This is a genomic window from Microvirga sp. 2MCAF38 (assembly GCF_052115485.1).
Classification (GTDB): Bacteria; Pseudomonadota; Alphaproteobacteria; order Rhizobiales; family Beijerinckiaceae; genus Microvirga.
Map to the genome: position 1 here is coordinate 314,921 of NZ_JBFRGU010000004.1, position 18,151 is coordinate 333,071.

The 18,151-nt window shown below is 60.2% G+C and carries 13 protein-coding genes; 5 read left to right on the forward strand and 8 right to left on the reverse strand.

The features are described from left to right. The first annotated feature begins 91 nt into the window (after window positions 1-91). Both AB4072_RS10435 and AB4072_RS10440 read left to right on the forward strand, forming a co-directional pair. Complete coding sequence (locus AB4072_RS10435; protein ID WP_441967771.1) at window positions 92-772, forward strand: GntR family transcriptional regulator; 681 nt, start codon at window positions 92-94, stop codon at window positions 770-772. Window positions 773-800: 28 nt separating this feature from the next. Further along, window positions 801-2,333 (forward strand): UxaA family hydrolase, encoded by a 1,533-nt coding sequence (locus tag AB4072_RS10440; protein ID WP_441967773.1) that lies wholly within the window; start codon window positions 801-803, stop codon window positions 2,331-2,333. Window positions 2,334-2,394: 61 nt separating this feature from the next. Here the strand turns inward: AB4072_RS10440 and AB4072_RS10445 are convergent, their stop codons facing one another. Genes AB4072_RS10445 through AB4072_RS10455 form a run of 3 tightly spaced genes read right to left on the reverse strand, consistent with a single transcriptional unit; the run spans window position 2,395 to window position 5,946 of the window. Then, entirely contained in the window at window positions 2,395-4,095 is a 1,701-nt protein-coding gene (locus tag AB4072_RS10445) for a flotillin family protein (protein ID WP_441967775.1), read from the reverse strand. Between the two features lie 24 nt (window positions 4,096-4,119). Continuing rightward, entirely contained in the window at window positions 4,120-4,776 is a 657-nt protein-coding gene (locus tag AB4072_RS10450; protein WP_441967777.1) for an OB-fold-containig protein, read from the reverse strand. Between the two features lie 12 nt (window positions 4,777-4,788). Continuing rightward, complete coding sequence (locus AB4072_RS10455) at window positions 4,789-5,946, reverse strand: PspA/IM30 family protein (RefSeq protein WP_441967779.1); 1,158 nt, start codon at window positions 5,944-5,946, stop codon at window positions 4,789-4,791. Between the two features lie 567 nt (window positions 5,947-6,513). Between AB4072_RS10455 and AB4072_RS10460 the strand changes: the two genes are divergently transcribed. The 3 genes from AB4072_RS10460 to AB4072_RS10470 are packed head-to-tail and all read left to right on the forward strand — an operon-like array spanning window position 6,514 to window position 10,321. Continuing rightward, window positions 6,514-7,998: a DUF4153 domain-containing protein gene (locus tag AB4072_RS10460; protein WP_441967781.1), complete on the forward strand. Its 1,485-nt coding sequence runs from the start codon at window positions 6,514-6,516 to the stop codon at window positions 7,996-7,998. 48 nt (window positions 7,999-8,046) lie between these two features. Further along, window positions 8,047-8,724: a response regulator transcription factor gene (locus tag AB4072_RS10465; RefSeq protein ID WP_441967783.1), complete on the forward strand. Its 678-nt coding sequence runs from the start codon at window positions 8,047-8,049 to the stop codon at window positions 8,722-8,724. 19 nt (window positions 8,725-8,743) lie between these two features. Then, window positions 8,744-10,321, forward strand: coding sequence for an ATP-binding protein (locus AB4072_RS10470; RefSeq protein WP_441967785.1), 1,578 nt, complete (start codon window positions 8,744-8,746; stop codon window positions 10,319-10,321). A 4-nt stretch (window positions 10,322-10,325) separates the two neighbouring features. On the opposite strand, the gene AB4072_RS10475 is transcribed toward AB4072_RS10470, so the two are convergent. Genes AB4072_RS10475 through kdpA form a run of 5 tightly spaced genes read right to left on the reverse strand, consistent with a single transcriptional unit; the run spans window position 10,326 to window position 18,147 of the window. Continuing rightward, complete coding sequence (locus AB4072_RS10475) at window positions 10,326-11,033, reverse strand: response regulator (protein ID WP_441967787.1); 708 nt, start codon at window positions 11,031-11,033, stop codon at window positions 10,326-10,328. Further along, a complete protein-coding gene (locus tag AB4072_RS10480; RefSeq protein WP_441967789.1) occupies window positions 11,030-13,708 on the reverse strand; it encodes a DUF4118 domain-containing protein in 2,679 nt (892 codons plus the stop codon). Before AB4072_RS10480 ends, AB4072_RS10475 begins: the two co-directional genes overlap by 4 nt. Window positions 13,709-13,756: 48 nt before the next feature. Continuing rightward, window positions 13,757-14,356 carry a potassium-transporting ATPase subunit KdpC gene (gene kdpC / locus AB4072_RS10485; protein WP_441967791.1) on the reverse strand — a complete coding sequence of 200 codons (600 nt, stop codon included), beginning with the start codon at window positions 14,354-14,356 and terminating at the stop codon, window positions 13,757-13,759. A 13-nt stretch (window positions 14,357-14,369) separates the two neighbouring features. Further along, on the reverse strand, window positions 14,370-16,427 hold the full coding sequence (gene kdpB / locus AB4072_RS10490; RefSeq protein ID WP_441967793.1) for a potassium-transporting ATPase subunit KdpB: 2,058 nt from the start codon (window positions 16,425-16,427) through the stop codon (window positions 14,370-14,372). A gap of 10 nt (window positions 16,428-16,437) precedes the next feature. Further along, on the reverse strand, window positions 16,438-18,147 hold the full coding sequence (gene kdpA, locus AB4072_RS10495; RefSeq protein WP_441967795.1) for a potassium-transporting ATPase subunit KdpA: 1,710 nt from the start codon (window positions 18,145-18,147) through the stop codon (window positions 16,438-16,440). Window positions 18,148-18,151: the final 4 nt, after the last annotated feature.

The window sequence follows — 18,151 nt, forward strand, 5'->3', positions numbered from 1 at the left end:
CTGACGCTTCTTTGCAATGGTCTACTAGTATGGTAGTGTACTACTTATGAACGAAAGAAGTCTCACAAAGCTCGGCCTCAGCAGGGAGCCCATGGCCCGTCAGGTCACGCGAGCCCTCCGTCAAGCCATCGTGACAATGCAATTGTCGCCGGGGGAAATGCTGTCCGAGCAGGATCTTGCCGGGCGCTTCGGCGTCAGTCGGTCTCCTGTCAGGGAGGCCTTGATCAAGTTGAGCGAGGCTGGTCTCGTGCGGGTGTTGCCTCAACGAGGAACTCAGGTCGTGAAGATTTCGCGCGCCGGCGTCGAAGATGCGCGCTTCATCCGGGAAGCCGTTGAAACGGCAGTGGTGCGTGAAGCCGCGCTGAAGGCAAACCCCGTCATGCTTGCCGAATTGAATGCGAGCCTTGCGCGGCAACGTCGCGCCCAACGTGCAAGAACGACGGAAGAATTCCTGGAACTCGATGAAGAGTTTCACCGTCTCCTAGCCGAAGCCGCGGGCCGCCCGGCAGCGTGGGAGATGATCGAGGACGTGAAGCCTCAGATGGATCGGGTGCGCTTTCTCGATATGGCACAGGCAACTCCACGGCATATCGTCGTCGCGCAGCACCTCCTCATCGTGGATGCCATCAAAGCCGGCGATCCCGTGGCGGCTGAGCAGGCGATGCGTCAACACCTGAGTGAAATTCTGCGCTCACTGCCGGAACTCGCTGCACAGCATCCTGATCTTTTCGAGCCGGAATCCGAGTCTTCGCCGACCATGCTGAGCGCATGAGCGTTCCCGGCGCGCTGAGGACATAGACATGTTGGACAAGCCCGCCTCTACACCGCGCACCGTGCGTCTTCACGAACGGGATAATCTAGTCGTGGCGGTCGAGCCCATCGAAGTCGGATCGCTCGTCCACGGGATTGCAGCGCGCGAGCGCGTGCCGCGCGGCCACAAGATGGCGATTGCCGCTGTTCAACAAGGTGAGCCCATTCTCAAATTCGGGCAGATCATCGGCTTCGCTCTGAAGAACGTTGAACCTGGCGAGTGGCTGCATGAGCACAATGTGGGAATGCATGATTTTCCTCGCGATTATCGGTTCGCGGAAAGCGCCAAGTCTGAGGCTATCCTTTCGGGCGAAGCGCAGGCGACATTCCAGGGCTTCCGTCGTGCGAATGGTAAGGTCGGGACGCGGAATTATCTCGCCATCCTCACAAGCGTGAACTGCTCGGCCTCGGTCGCTCGTTTCATCGCCAGGGAGATCGAGCGTTCCGGGCTTCTCGACGATTATCCGAATGTCGATGGCGTCATCCCTCTCGTTCACGGCACCGGCTGTGCGATGGACACGAAGGGCGAAGGGTACGAAGTCCTCAAGCGCACCCAGTGGGGCTATGCCTCCAACCCCAACATGGCTGGCGTGTTGATGGTCGGCCTCGGCTGCGAGGTCTTTCAAATCGGTCGCTGGAAGGAGCTCTATGGAATCAGCGAGAGTGACACCTTCCGCACGATGACAATCCAGGATGTCGGGGGCACCAGGAAGACAGTGGAGGCGGGCGTTGCCGCCATCAGGGACATGCTCCCGATCGCCAATAAGGCAAAGCGCGAGACCGTGCCGGCATCCGAGTTAATGCTGGCGTTGCAATGTGGCGGCTCGGATGGTTATTCCGGCATCACCGCCAACCCGGCGCTCGGTGCAGCGGTCGATCTGCTCGTGCGGAACGGTGGAACGGCGATCCTTTCGGAAACACCGGAAATCTACGGCGCCGAGCATCTTCTGACCCGCCGAGCGATCACACGCGAAATCGGCGAGAAGCTTCTCGGATTGATCGATTGGTGGGAGGACTACACCGCCCGCAACAACGCCGAGATGAACAACAACCCTTCGCCCGGTAACAAGGCCGGGGGGCTCACCACCATTCTCGAGAAATCTCTCGGCGCCGCCGCTAAGGGCGGCACGACTCAGCTGAACGACGTCTATCGTTATGCGGAGCCGGTGGCGACAAAAGGCTTGGTGTTCATGGATACGCCCGGCTACGATCCGGTTTCGGCGACCGGCCAGGTCGCGGGCGGCGCCAACATTCTTTGCTTCACCACGGGGCGCGGTTCTGCTTACGGCTGCAAGCCGACGCCCTCGATCAAGCTTGCGACCAACAGCGAAATCCATCGCCGCATGATCGACGATATGGACATCAATTGCGGTGACATTCTCGATGGCGTCTCGATCGAGGAAAAAGGTCGGGAGATCTTCGAGACCATCCTCAAGACCGCATCCGGGCAACGGACGAAGTCAGAAGAGATGGGCTATGGCGACGCAGAGTTTGTTCCGTGGCAGATCGGAGCGACCATGTGACGTCGCAGTCGCAAGGTGAGGGCGAAAGATATCTCCCGCCGTCACGTTACGATGCCGACCGTTATACGTCGGCCTGAGGAAGAGGCGTTCCGCTCTTTGCGACTTCGACCTTGATTGCATCCTTCGGTGTCACCGATCCGAGCAACGAATCGATTGCGTTCTCGCCACCCGCAAACCCGGCCTCGGCCAGAATCTTGTTCAAGATCGGCTTGTTGGCCTGAAGGTTCAGAAGCTGCCCGGCCAGCCCCTCGCCGAGACCGATCCCCGCGCCATCCGAGGCCGACTTGCCGTTGATGAGGCCGCCGGTATCGAAGATGCGGATGTCGGAGATCTTCTCGATAGGCTTCACCGATTCCGCGATGGCTGCGGGAACGGTGCGAATACGGTCGCGAGAAAGCTCGAAGTCGATCACTGATGTCGAGAGCTTGTTGCGCGCGTCGTTCATGGCAGCCTCGGTTTCGGCTTGTGCCTTACCCATCTCAAGAATGCCTTCGGCCTCGATTTTGGCCGCCTCGGCCTTCGCGGTAGCGATGGTCTTGATGGCTTGTGCCTGATTTTCGGCGGCATCTCGTTCGGCCTCGGCCGCCACGGTGACGCTGGTGGCTTCGGTTTGCGCTTCCTGCTCCGCTGCGATTACTGCGATGCGCTTTTGACGCTCGGCGACCTCGACCTCTCTCGCCGTCGTAACCTTCTCATCGGCGGCCACGGCAAGAGCTTCCGCAGCCTTCGCAGCGGCCTTCGCCTCGGATTCCTCGCGGCTCTTGTTGGCAACGGCAATCGCGCTTTCCTGGGCGACGATCTGAACATCGCGCTTGGCTTCGAGTTCCGATTGTTGCACGACGCGGCTGGCGGCGATATTGGCATTCTCCTTGATGCGCTTCGCCTCTGCCTCCTGCTCGGCAATGGCCAGTTCCGATGCGATTCTCGCCGTCTCTTCTGCTTGCCGGGCCTCGGCTTCCTTCGCCGCTTGCTCGGCACGGGTTTTGGCGGTGGCATTGGCGATGTCGCGCTGCTGCGCCAATTCCGCCTCGCGCGAGCTGCGATCGATTTCGAGCTTGCGCTGCAGCGCCTCGCGATCCTTCTCCGCTATGGCGACTTCGGTGTCGCGAACGACTTCGTTACGCTCCTTCTTGCGCTGCTCGGTGATCTTGGTGAGCGTTGCCAGACCTTCCGCGTCGAAGCTGTTGTTCGGGTTGAAATGCTTGATGTCAGTCTGGTCCAGGCGGGTCAGGGACACGCTCTCCAATTCAAGCCCGTTCGACGTAAGATCGGCCGCGACGGTCTCCTGCACCGCCTTGACGAACTCGGTGCGCTTCTCCTGAAGATCGTTCAAGGACATGGTCGCGGCAACCGAGCGCAATGCGTCGACGAACTTCGCTTCGATCAACTGGCGCAGCGCATCGGCATCGTTGGTGCGGTCGCCAAGCGTCTGCGCCGCGAGTGCAATCGAATCGCCTTCCGGGCGAACGCGTACATAGAATTCCGCACCGATATCGACACGCATGCGATCCCGCGTGATGAGAGCGTCGCTTTCACCGCGGCGAACCTCCAGGCGCAGGGTGTTGAGATTGACCCAGGCCATGGAATGGAACACCGGCAGCACGACGGAGCCACCATCGAGCACCACCTTTTTGCCGCCGAGGCCCGTTCGCACATAAGCCTGATCGCGGGTCGAACGCTTGTAGAGAATGCCGATCACCACGCCGATGCCGAGAATGGCAATAAGGCTGAGAGCGGCCGGGATAATGACGCCATTTAGCATTGAAGATCTCCGGAGAATTTCGCGTTAATGGGTTGGTGTCAGTTGTTCTGGAGCGGGAATGGCGAGAAAGGTCGAGCCGTTGCGATCGACGAGAAGAACCTGAGCCCCGACCTGCATGGGACCATGATCCTTTGCCGCGCGCGCCATGAGAAAATGCCAGTTGCCATGGGCGTCCTGCAGTTTGATGCGACCGGCGAGCCCCTGATCGAGCGGCCCCAGTATCACTTCTGCAATGCGCCCGACGAGATCGTCGTTCGACACCACATAGGTTTCATCGCGCGGAATGATGAAGGCCACGAGCCTTGTCGTGACACGTGTCCCAGGAGCAGCAAGAAAGAACGCGATGGGGGCAGCGATCAGAACGGGCAATGGAGCCCAGATCGTTGCAGCGACAGCCTGAATCATGAGACCTGCGACAGCGAAAGCCGCGAGCCACGTGATAAGGAAAACCAAGACAGGCACGCGGCCCGCATTGACCCATCCAAGTACGCCGCCCAGAACGCCGTTCTCGGGGACATTGGCATGCTGGCCGCCATGCAGGTCGAAATCCAGGCTGCTATCGAGCATCGCGCTCAACGAAAAGCCTACGACCAGGGAAATCGTTTCGATGACCACAAGGCCCACCATGACGAGTCCGGCAACGGTGAAAGGCTGGTAACTCGGCGAGATCAGAAGCTCCATGCCCCACTCCGCTTATTTGTCGGTCTTGGCTTTGAAAGCCGCAAGCCGCTCCGCAACGGTTTGATCTCGGTGCAACCGCTCCAACGCATTCATCTCGGATGCGTTGGGAGTGTCACCGGAAGCAGGAACGCCCGTGATACGCGAGATCGCCTCGAGCGCACGCAGAGCCTTGTCCTCGGGCGAAACCGACCGAGGCATGCCGATACCGGTGGAGCGAGACGCCTGCTCCTGCGCAAAGGATCGTTTCAGTTCCGCCAAGCGAGCCTCGCCTTCGCGGCGGGCGGCGATGACCGCTTGCACCGCGCGCTGCGCATCTTGCATCCGCTCGCTCACATCGGCACCCGCCACCTGCAAGGCGGCGATCTGCGCTTCGATATCGATCTGCCGTTCGATGCCGACCTTGGCGAGATCCTCCCGCCCCTGCGCGAGCGCTGTACCGATCTTGCTCGAGAGCGACGACAATTCGGTGTTCAGCTCGCGGACGCGACTCTCGAGCCGATGTTGCTCGGCGGTGTGTTTTCCAAGCGCCGCACGTGCCGCCTCGGCCTCCCGGTCGATCTCGCGGATTGCCTGCTCGACCACCGCGACAGGGTCCTTCTGCTCCGCTTTGTCGATTGTGGCGTGAGCGAGCCCTGCGACCAGACGACCGACCCGAGATAGAATGCCTTCGTAAGCCATGGACTTCTCCTGTTCTGGACGGATGAAGGGTTTGACACCGACGACGATCTCGAAACTTCCACCGGCCGGCAGCAGACGGGCCGGAGCAGACCCGCTCCAACCATCGACATAGCCCGCCACATCGTAATGGACGGCCACGCGCCCATGGATTGTCGAGACCGTCAGCGTCGATGGGCCTTTGATCGCGTAAAGCTTTTCGTCGAGAGGGATGCCGGGTAGTTCCACACCCGAGGTGCGCCGAGCCGCGAAGTCACGAATACCGAGCAGGACCATCTGCGCCGGCAGCGCGGTTTGTGACCTGATCCTCTCATAGGCCAACTTCTGAAGGCGCACGACGTCCGCCTTGATCGCCTCGCGCCCGGCGATGTCCTCGAGGATTTCCATCATCAGTCTGTATTGTCCGAACGTATCGGCGATAGCGGCCAGATCCGTGTCGGTCAGGTTCAGAGCATAACGGAGGCCCGACGAAGGGGCTGAGGCTTTGAATTTCATAACCAGAACATAAGTGACTAGTTTGGTCACTTCAAGAGGGAAGTTTCGTTATCTCGTTCCGCTACACGATAATCTAAGGCAGCCCATTCCAGAGGCCGAAGACTTCCAGACAGGTTAGAACGTTACTTCAATCAGCAGTGGAAGCAAGATCAGGCCAAAAGCCGAACCTTGAAGCTCCCAGATGCTAGGCTCTTGCCGGTATGAGGAACGGTTGAAAGACGTCTGAGATCGCCCGCACGGATCACCTCAGTGGTGATCAGGAGGCGACCGTCGTCAGCTCCACGGGATCTCCTGCACAAAGCCTGCACAAAAATCCTCGAACTCTGCGAGAAGGCCCAACCCTTTCTGCAAAGCGGTTGGGCAAATTGGGCGGCATGAGTTCATTCAGCCTGCACCCAAAGTCCAATCTCCCAAAGAGCCTCCTGAAAGACGGATGGTGGCTTTGCGATGAGGATGCAAAGCCAGCCGCCGTCGTGCTCGCCTTCCCGCAGCACAGGACAAAGCCGATTGGCTCGCGCGATTGGCTGAAATCTCAACCGCGTAACCCCAACAACAGGTCAAAGTAACATGACTGTTTCTATCGCCGCCGAGCGTCTTCCGGCACGCTTCGGCTTCAATGCCAAACTGGCCTTCGCCATTGGCGTCACCGCCCTAGGCGACTGGTTATTCTATGACCACGAAGCTGGCTTGTCGGCTGTTTTGTTTTTGACCGCTCTCGCTCTCGGCGCTGCTGCGATGAGACCGCGCGAGGTCACGCGTCGCGATTTCGCGTTGGGGGCAGGCTTTCTCCTCATGGCGCTTTTGCCACTCGTGGAATCCTTCGGTGTCATCTCGCTCCTGTTCGGCATCGTCGGCACGGCGCTGTTCGCCGTCATTGTGTCAGGCGGATTGTCCAAAGGACTTTCCGGTGTGGCTTTCGCGGTGCGACGTCTGATTCTCGTCGGATCGTTTCAATTCATCCCCGATCTTCTTCAAGCCCACCTGCAAGCGCGCGTCGAAGGCCGTGTGTGGCTACCCCTCAAAAGCCTCATCGGCTGGGTTGTCCCGATCCTGTCGGGAGCCGTCTTCGTGGCTCTGTTCGCCTCGGCCAACCCACTTATCGAAGAGTGGGTGACAGTCTTCGATCCTCTGCAACTAAGCTGGGATATCGACATTCTTCGGATAGTGGTTTGGATCCTCCTGCTTTCCGTCGCCTGGCCTTTCATTTCTGTCAGATTGCGCGAGCGAGCGGTCAAGCCGGCCACGGCATCGGCAGAAGACCCGAAGGCAGCAGAAGCCGACAGGATCTTCGGCGCGGATACCGTCCTGCGATCCCTCGTCTTGTTCAATCTGCTGTTTGCGGTCCAATCCATTCTTGATGCGCTCTATCTCTGGGGCGGAGTCGCGCTGCCCTCGGGCATGACCTACGCGGCTTATGCGCATCGCGGCGCCTATCCGCTCATCGTGACAGCTCTTCTCGCGGCGGCTTTCGTATTGATTTCCATGCGGCCCGGTGGGACGGCCGAGCGTTCGCCGACGATCAGACGGCTGGTTTATCTGTGGATCGGCCAGAACGTCCTTCTCGTGGTCTCATCGATCCTGCGCCTCGATCTTTACATTGCGATCTATTCCCTGACCCTTTTGCGCATCGCGGCTTTCATCTGGATGTTTCTCGTGGCTGCGGGTCTCATCCTCATCGTCGCGCGCATCGCTTTAAGGCGTTCAAACGGGTGGCTCATCGCTTCCAATGCACTTGTGCTCGCCCTCACGCTCTATGTCTGCGCCTTTGTGAATTTCGCCGCGATCATTGCGAACTATAACCTCTCCTATCGTCGCGAAGTCATGGCGGGCGCCACTTCCGTCGATGCGTATTATGTCTATTCTCTCGGTCCACAGGTCCTTCCTGCTCTCAATCGATATATCGCCCGCGGGGCCCACTATTCGGGCATCATGACTGTGCGCAGAGACCAGCTGCTTCTGGCCCATTCCCAAAGCATGGAAGACTGGCGGGCATGGACGTTCCGCGATTGGCGTCTGCAACACTATCTCACAGGTCGGACGAGTGCTAAGTAGACATCCCGTTCACATACTTGAAAACTCGATATTCGCTAGGAGACAGGGGTGGCGCATCGAATCCTCGTCGTCGATGACGACCCCCACATTCGAGAGGTTATCTGCTTCGCCCTCGAGAAGGCCGGGATGGCGCCCACCATCGCCCGCGACGGCAAAGAAGCGCTCGTCCAGTTTGAAGAGAACGCAACCGATCTCATCGTGCTCGATGTCGGGATGCCGGAAATGGACGGGTTGGAAGTCTGCCGTCAGATCCGCAAAACTTCGGATGTACCGATCCTCTTTCTCTCCGCCCGCGACGAAGAGATCGATCGGGTGCTCGGGCTGGAAATCGGCGGAGACGATTACGTCACCAAACCCTTCAGCCCGCGTGAGCTGGTTGCGCGCATCGGCGTCATCCTTCGGCGCACGACGGCACGTCCGAAGCGGCAAGAACCCGAGGGCAAAGCATTGTCCCACGGCCGTCTCTCCGTCGACCCACTCCGGCACGCGGTTGCGTTTGGCGGCGCGTCCGTGGCGCTCACGGCAATCGAGTTCTCCATTCTGAAGACCCTTCTCGCGAGACCCAGTCTCATCTTCACGCGCGAGCAGATCATGAACACGGCCTACAACGTCCAGATTCATGTATCCGATCGTACCATCGACAGTCATATCCGAAACATCCGCGCGAAACTCGCGGCAACCGGGTGCGACAACGTCATTGAAACGGTGCATGGCACTTCAAGCTAGGCTCCTGTGAGGCCGTGTCGTGACTGTTCGCGTCGTCGCGAAGTGGCGTCCGACACTTGGGTTGATCGTCTTCGTCGTGCTCAGCACCGTTATGACGCTGCCGTTGGTCGGGCTGTTCTTCTTTCGCCTTTACGAGAATGAACTCATTCGCCAGACAGAGGCCGAACTCATTGCGCAAAGCGCAGTGCTGGCCGCCATCTTCGCCCGCGAAGTGGAATCCACACCGGGCCTGGTCTTAGGAGACCTCATACCCGAGCTCCCCTCGACTCCTGGCGAGACCTACCATCCGATCGAGGCCTCGCTCGACCTCACGAGCGACGACCTCCTAGGACGGCGGCCAGAGGCAAGGCCACCATCAGCGCCTTTGTCTTCTGCTTTCGCGGAAATCGGCGCGCGATTGCAGCCTGTTGCCCTGCGAACCCAATCCGTGACGCTGGCGGGCTTCAGAATTCTCGACCCGAAAGGCATCGTCATCGCGGGCCGCGAGGAGGTGGGGCTATCTCTGGCGCATGTGGACGAGGTGGCACAGGCCCTTCAAGGCCACTACCATGCCGTTCTGCGCACCCGCATAACAGATCAGCCGCCACCACCCCTCTACTCGATCAGCCGTGGTACCGGCGTCAGAGTGTTCTCGGCTATGCCGGTTGTCGTCCAAGGGCAGGTCGCCGGCGTCATCTACGCATCGCGAACCCCGAACAACATCATCAAGCATGTCTACGGCGAGCAGCGAAAGCTCATCCTTGCCGGACTGACCGTCCTGGGCGCAACGCTTGCCATCGGCCTCATCTTTTTTCGAGCCATCAGCAGACCCATTCATGCGTTGGTCGCTCGAGCCGTGGAACTGGGGAACGGCCGGCGCGAAGCGCTGCAGCCGCTTGCCCATTACGGTACGCGCGAAATTGCGCTCCTGTCACAGAGCTTTATCGACATGGCTGAGCGCCTTCATGAGCGTTCCGACTACATCGCGACTTTCGCGGCGCATGTATCGCATGAACTGAAGACGCCCCTGACATCCATTCAAGGCGCGGCGGAATTGCTGCGGGACGACGTGCATTCATCGAAAACGATGACCCGGGCTGAGCGCATGCACTTCCTCGACAATATCGTTTCCGATACCAACCGCCTGACGACGATGCTTCATCGATTGCGCGAGCTCGCCCGTGCGGACAATCCGCAGACCGATGGAACCGCCTCACTCTCCACGGTCATCGCAGAGCTCAAAAGCACTTTTCCAGGGCTCGATATTCAGGCCGAAGGCCGGCTTGAGCAGGTAATTGGAATGTCCGGTGAGAATGCCACGATCGTGCTTTCCCATCTCGCAGATAACGCTATCCGCCACAATGCGACATCGCTTCGAATTTCCGCGGAGGCAAATGCTGGCGAGATCCGTGTCGCAGTTCGCGACAATGGCGATAGGATAACGCTCTCAAATCGGGGCAAGATCTTCGAGGCTTTCTTCACCACGCGTCGCGAGAGCGGCGGAACAGGTATGGGACTCGGGATCGTCAGAGCCATGCTCCATGCTCATGATGGGTCCATAGACCTGCTGACATCGGAGGAAGGTGCAGCGTTCGAAATCCGCATCCGAATGGCTTGAGCTTTCATACCGTCCCGCCCTGGTCCGATTCCGCCAGGCGATACCCGATGCCGGGCTCCGTCAAAATGATGACGGGGCTGCTCAAGTCGAGCTCTACCTTCTGTCGCAATTGACCGACATAGACTCGCAGATATTGCGTGTCGTGCTCGTGGGCTGGGCCCCACACGGCGGAGAGAATCTGCTTGTGAGTCACAACCTTCCCCGCATGTCGTGTGAGGAGGGCGAGAAGATCGAACTCCTTCGGCGTCAGCTTCACCTCTGCGCCGTTACGAAGAACGCGGCGGCGTGTGATATCAACTTCGAGCCCGAGCACGCGGACAACAGGCGTCTCTCCCTTTCGTTGCATACGATGTCGCAAGGCAGCTCGTAGACGCGCCATCAGCTCACCAATGCCGAACGGCTTATTGACGAAGTCGTCCGCTCCCCGGTCAAGGGCCTCGATCTTCTCAGCCTCACGGTCACGGGCGGACAGGACGATGATCGGGACATCCGACCATTCGCGGACACGGCTGATGATCTCCTTACCGTCGAGATCGGGCAGGCCGAGATCGAGCACAACGATATCCGGTGCATCGGCAGCAATGCGCTTCAGCGCTTCGGCTCCGGTCAAGGCCTTGATGACGTCGTAGTCGTTGGCCATCAATGCCGGGGTCAGGAAACGGTGGATGGCCGCTTCGTCGTCCACGACAAGGACGCGGGACAAATGGTTCATGACGATTGTCCTGTCTCTATCGGCAAGCGAAGAATCACACGCGCGCCATGGCCGTCGAGAACCGGGCTTTCAGCCGCAATCGAGCCGCCATGAGCCTCCATGATTCCTTTCGCGATAGCGAGACCCAGACCCGCTCCCCCATCAGCGATTCCTTTGCTGCGCATGAACTTCTCGAACATATGCGGAAGAACTTCCTGGGCGATGCCAGGCCCGTCATCGGTGACGCTGATCACCAACTCGCGCTCGTCGTATTGCGCATCGAGAGCGATAGTGGCATCCGGGCCTGCGTAGCGCACTGCATTGCCGACGACGTTGGTCAGGACCTGTTCCAGAAGCGTGAGATCCGCAGCGATAAACGGCATGTCCTCCTGCGTATGGACGCTGAATTGCTGCGTGGCGCCGCGTCGTTTCGCGACGACCGCGGTTCTGTCGAGCAGTTCGCGCAGATCGACCCAATCGCGACGGAGCTCCAGTGCGCCCGCCTCGACTCGTGTCATGGCGAGGAGGTTGCGCACCATGCCGTCGAGATGCTCACTCTCGTCCTTGATCTGAGTGAGAAGGTCTCGCTGCACGTCCTCCGATAGCTTTGAGCGATAGTCGATCAAGCTGGTTGCTGCGCCGAGAATGGACGCCAACGGCGTGCGAAAGTCATGACTGATCGAAGCCAGAAAGGTATTGCGGAGCTTCTCCGTCTCGGCAGCTGATTTGGCAACCGCTATTTCCCGCGCGAGTTGGGATCTCTCAAGTGCGGTTGCCGTCAATTCGGCAAGGGTCTCAAAAAGAGTGCGCGCTTCCGCATCGAAAGCTGTTTTCTCGCGAGAAACACCGACACCGATAACACCGACGCGACCATGGGAGGCACGCAGGGGAAAGAAATACCATGGGACAGAAGGGAGCGTTCCGGTCTCCGAGCCCGCAGGCTCATCCCTCTCATAAGTCCACCGCGCCGCGCTCATCGCTGCGGTTTCGAGCTCGTCCTCGGGTGGCCACGCTGCCGTGAGAACGAGCTCGTCGTTTTTGGAAAAGAGAATGATGGCCGGTAGGCCGAGATCGCGATGCACTTCCGCAACCGCGGTCTCCGCCAGCATCTGCCGCTCGGCAAGTCCTGAAAGACGCCGAGCGAACTCGAACAGACGTCGCGTCGCACGCGCACGATTGACCGCCGCTGCCGCCTGCTCGCGGGTTCGCCCCGCCAGGGCCGAGGACAGAACGGCAACACCTAGAAAGATGAAGAGCGCGAGAAGCTCGTGCGGCTGCGCGACCGTGAATGTGTAGAACGGCGCGATGAAGAAAAAGTTGTAGCTCAGGAACGAAAGAAGCGACGCGAAAACAGCGGGCCAGATGCCGAAGCGAACGGCCGAGAAAAAGACCGCCAGGAGAAAGATCATCGAAACGTTTGGCAGCGGGATCACCGCTGCCATCAGACGGCCAATGAGAACGGCAACAATCACGGACACCGCTGCCCAGAGAAATGGCATGCCAAACCCGCGGGACAGAGCGATGCGGGGAAAGGCTTTCAACCTTTCACGACGCTGCACCGCAACAGGCGTCACCACATGAATCGCAATATCCTCGGCAGCACGCAGGAGTTGATGAGGAAACGAGCGGCCCAGGAGCTCGGCCAACCAGCCGCTTCCGGAACGGCCGACGACGATCTGAGTCACGTTCTCGAATTTCGCAAACCGGAGGAGTTCTCCCACGAGATCGACGGCCACGAGCGTTTTCACCTCTTCGGCGCCAAGGCTCTCCGCAAGGTGCAAGGCCTCATCGACCCGCCGTCTCGCCCGCGCGCCGAGACGCGTGGACGGGCTTTCCACCGTGACCGCCATGAAGGGTGCGCCGATCATATCCGCCAGACGCTTGGCCTGCCTGATGACCATGGAGGATGTCTCATCTGGCCCAACACAGACAAGGATTCTCTCGCCGGCCGCCCACGGCCCTTCGACGCCTCCGCCCTGCATCCGCACGAGAAGGTCGCTATCGACCCGCTCGGCGGCGCGCCGAAGGGCCAGCTCACGGAGAGCTACCAGATTGTTGAGACGAAAGAAGTGATCGGCGGCGCGCACCGCCGTATCCTGAACGTACACCTTGCCTTCGGCCAACCGCTTCAGGAGTTCGTCCGGCGGCAGGTCGACGAGCACGATCTCATCCGCCTTGTCGAAGGTAATGTCCGGAATGGTTTCGCGCACACGGATTTTCGTAATGCGTTGAATGACGTCGTTCAGGCTCTCGATGTGCTGGATATTCAACGTAGTCCAGACATTGATCCCGGCATCGAGCAACTCCTCCACGTCCTGCCATCGCTTGGGATGGCGACTGCCGGGGGCGTTGGTATGCGCGTATTCGTCGACGAGAACCAGGGCCGGAGCACGCTTGAGCGCGGCATCGATATCGAACTCCTGAACCATGCGCCCGCGATAAGGAATAGAGAGGCGCGGCAGGATCTCGAGACCTTGCATCATCTGTTCCGTCTCCCACCGGCCGTGTGTCTCGACAAGGCCCACGACCACATCGGTTCCATCCTGTCGGGCCGTGCGTCCAGCCTGCAGCATCGCATAGGTTTTCCCAACGCCTGGAGCCGCCCCAAGAAAAATCTTGAGGCGGCCCCGGCCTTCGCGATTGGCGAGGGCAAGAAGCGCTTCAGGTGAAGCGCGAGGCTTGTCGTTCACACCCATGAAAACGGCATCTCCATGCCCCCAAGGTAAGCCCTCCGAGCAAGGTCGTTAAGAGCCCATCCGGTCAAGCGCCCGGTTGACGCGCAGGACATTGACCCGGGGCTCACCGAAAAGCTCGAAAGTCCGCCCTTCGATAAAACTCTCGACGACTTGTCTCACCTTGGCCGGCGGGACATTGCGGGCCGCGGCGATGCGTGCCACCTGCGCCTCCGCATATACGGGAGAAATATGGGGGTCGAGACCGCTGGCGGAGGTGGTGAGGGCATCCCCAGGGATCGGAGTCGACAAGCCGGCCGACCGCCAGGCCTCGATCGCCTCCTTCAAGCGCTCCGCCAGTTTTTGTGAGGTCGGCCCAAGATTCGAGCCGGTCGAGGCGGCTGCGTTGTAGGGAGCGTCGATCGTCTTCGACGGATCTTGAGAATCCGCAGCGCTCGTCGCCGAGGGTCGCGGCCAAAGATAACGCGCCGACGTAAAATTCTGGCCGATCAGGTCGGAGCCGATGACACGGCCGTTTTCCGTCACAAGGCTGCCATTGGCTTCGGTCGGAAAGGCCGCCTGCCCGATGGCTGTGACGGCATAAGGATATGCGAGACCCGTCAAGGCGGTGAAAAGAACGAGAAGGACGAGTGCGGGACGAAGATGTGACATTGGTAGCCTCCTCTCAAGCCCAACCGATGGCCGTGACGGCGAGGTCGATGGTCTTGATGCCGATGAACGGTACAATGAGCCCGCCGAGACCGTAGATGAGCAGGTTTCGGCGAAGCTGCGTGGCGGCACTCAAGGGTCGGTAGGGAATTCCGCGCAAAGCCAGCGGGATCAATGCCACGATGATCAATGCATTGAAGATCACCGCGGAGAGGATCGCGCTTTGTGGGGTCGACAGACCCATGACGTTGAGGACGCCCAGTTGCGGGATTGCGGCGATGAAGAGCGCCGGAATGATCGCGAAGTACTTCGCCACGTCGTTGGCGATGGAGAACGTTGTGAGCGATCCACGTGTCATGAGAAGTTGCTTGCCAATGCCGACGACCTCGATGAGCTTCGTCGGATTGGAATCGAGATCCACCATGTTTCCGGCTTCGCGCGCGGCTTGCGTTCCGGTTTGCATAGCGACACCTACATCCGCCTGAGCGAGAGCCGGCGCATCGTTCGTGCCGTCTCCGCACATGGCCACAAGACGCCCCTCGCTTTGGGCTCTGCGAATGTAGTTGAGCTTGTCCTGCGGCGTTGCCTCGGCGATGAAATCGTCCACGCCCGCTTCTGATGCGATAGCAGCTGCCGTGACGGGATTGTCGCCAGTGACCATGACCGTGCGAATGCCCATGCGGCGCAGCTCGGCAAAGCGCTCCTTGATATCCGGCTTCACCACGTCCTTGAGATGAATGATGCCGAGCAGCCGCCCGCCTTCCACCAGACCGAGCGGCGTTCCGCCCGAGCGGGCGATTCTGTCCACGGCGGCCGCGAAGGCAGTGTCGGTGACAGCGCGCCCATTGATACCTTGAGCGAAGCGCAGCACCGCATCTACCGCCCCCTTGCGCAGGCGACGCTCTCCGAGGTCGACGCCGGAAAGGCGCGTTGTCGCCGAGAACGCGATGAAGCGGGCTTCCGCCGGAGTTTGCGTCGGCGCGCGCAGGCCGTGCTTTTCCTGCACGAGCGCCACGATGGAGCGCCCTTCCGCCGTTTCGTCCGCCAGGCTTGCCAGCATCGCGGCTTCTGCAACCTCGCGCTCGCTCACGCCCGGCAGTGGAATGATCTCGGATGCCATGCGGTTTCCAAACGTGATCGTGCCCGTCTTATCGAGAAGGAGGGTGTCCACATCGCCCGCCGCCTCAACCGCACGGCCCGACGTAGCGAGCACGTTGAAGCGGATGAGGCGATCCATGCCGGCGATGCCGATAGCGGACAAAAGGCCGCCGATCGTGGTGGGGATGAGTGTCACGAGGAGTGCGACCAGAACCGGAACGGGAACATCCGCACCGGAATAGCGCCCGAAACCTGCAAGCGTGACGACCGCCACAAGGAAGACGATGGTCATGCCGGCGAGCAGCACGTTCAATGCGATCTCGTTCGGCGTCTTCTGCCGTTCCGCCCCTTCGACGAGTGCTATCATCCGATCCAGGAACGAAGAACCGGCTTCCGCTGTGATTCCAACGACGATCCAGTCCGAGAGGACGGTCGTTCCGCCCGTCACCGCCGAACGATCGCCACCGGATTCCCGAATGACGGGAGCAGATTCACCCGTAATCGCAGCCTCGTTCACAGACGCGATCCCATCAATGACCTCGCCATCACCGGGGATCAAATCGCCTGCTTCGACGAGCACGAGGTCGCCGACTTGCAAATCGACCGCCGAAACTCTTTGAAACAGCTCTCTGCGATTCCGATCGTGGAGTTTTTTGGCGACTGTATCAGTGCGTGCCTGACGCAGTGTGTTGGCTTGCGCCCGCCCCCGGCCTTCAGCGACAGCCTCGGCGAAATTGGCGAAGATCACCGTGAACCAAAGCCACGCCGCGATCTGGCCCGTGAAGAAGGTCGAGTGGCCGAAGAAGAGGTCCCGCAGGTAGAGGATCGTGACAAGAAGCGCCACGACTTCGGTGACGAAGATCACTGGATTGCGGATCAGCTGACGCGGATCGAGTTTCTTGACGGAATCGATGACGGCCTGCCGCAGGATCGGTCCATCGAACATGGAAACGTTAAGCTGTGCGTGTTTGCTCATGGAGCACCTGTCAGAATGTCTTTCCAGCCAGCATCAACACCTGTTCGGCGATGGGACCGAGAGCGAGAGCCGGGAAGAACTGGAGTCCGCCGAGGATGAGGATGACGCCGATCAGAAGGCCGACGAAGAGCGGCCCGTGGGTCGGGAACGTGCCCGTCGAAGTTTCGAGCTTCGTCTTGGCCGCGAGAGACCCCGCGATGGCAAGCATCGGCACGATATAGGCGAAGCGTCCGAGCAGCATCGCGAGCCCGAGCGTCGTGTTGTACCAAGGCGTGTTGGCGGAAAGTCCTGCAAAGGCGGAGCCGTTGTTTCCGACCGTCGAGGAATAGGCATAGAGAATCTCCGACAGTCCGTGCGGACCGGAATTGAGAAGACCCGCGAGTCCCTGCGGAAGCACGGCAGACACGGCGGAAAATCCGAGAATAGTGACCGGAAGAATGAGGACCGATAGCATCGCCATCTTGACCTCCTTCGCCTCGATCTTCTTGCCCAGATATTCCGGTGTGCGCCCGACCATAAGGCCCGCGACGAACACCGCGATGATCGCCATGACGAGGATGCCGTAGAGCCCCGATCCGACGCCGCCAGGCAAAATCTCGCCAAGCTGAATCAAGAACATCGGTACGAGTCCGCCGATGGGCGTGAAGCTCGCATGCATTGCGTTGACCGCACCGGAGGAGAGCCCGGTGGTGACCGCCGCGAAGAGTGCCGAGAGAGCCAGGCCGAAACGAACCTCTTTGCCTTCCATGTTGCCGTCCGTCGGATTGATGCCGAGACTCTGGAGCATTGGTGTACCGGAAGCTTCGGCGGCATAGGCCACCGCGACGCCTGCCACGAGAAGCAGCCCCATCACCCACACCAAGGCGCGCGCCTGGCGGCTGTCGCCGACGAGACGACCGAAGGCGAAAACGACGGCAACCGAGACCACCAGCATCTGCCAGATCTGCACGAAATTGGTGAGTGCCGTCGGATTCTCGAACGGATGCGCGGCATTCACGTTGAAGAAGCCGCCACCATTGGTGCCGAGCTGCTTGATGGCAACCTGGCTGGCCACCGGGCCGAGCGCGATGGTTTGTTTCGCGCCGTCCATCGTGGTCGCATCGACGGAGGCAAGAAGCGTCTGCGGCATTCCGAGTGCAATGAGCGCAACGGCGGTAACGAGCGCCAGTGGCAGCAGCACGTAGAGCGTCGAGCGGGTCATATCGACCCAGAAATTTCCAACCGTTGTGGCCTTTGAGCGCGCAAAGCCGCGCACCAACGCCATCGCAAGCGCAAGGCCCGTGGCGGCGGAGAGAAAGTTATGCACCGTCAGTCCGGCCATCTGCGAGAAATGGCTCATGGTGGTCTCACCGCTATAGGACTGCCAGTTGGTGTTCGTGACGAACGAAACAGCCGTGTTGAAGGCGAGATCCGGAGAGATGCCGGAGAAGCCCTGCGGATTCAAGGGTAGGATGCCTTGCAGGCGCAGGATTGCATAAAGCGAAGCGAAGCCTGCGACGTTGAACAGCAACATCGCCAGCGCATAGGAGCGCCAGCCCTGTTCACGCGATGGATCGACACCTGCAAGCGCATAGAAGCCCTTCTCGATCGGAGCGAGAAGAGGCGTGAGGAGATTGCGCTGGCCGGAGTAAACCTTGGCCATGAACGCGCCGAGCGGCACAGCCGCCAGCAGGACCGCCAAGAAGAGAACGGCTATCTGGAGCCACCCATTGAGAGTCATCTGA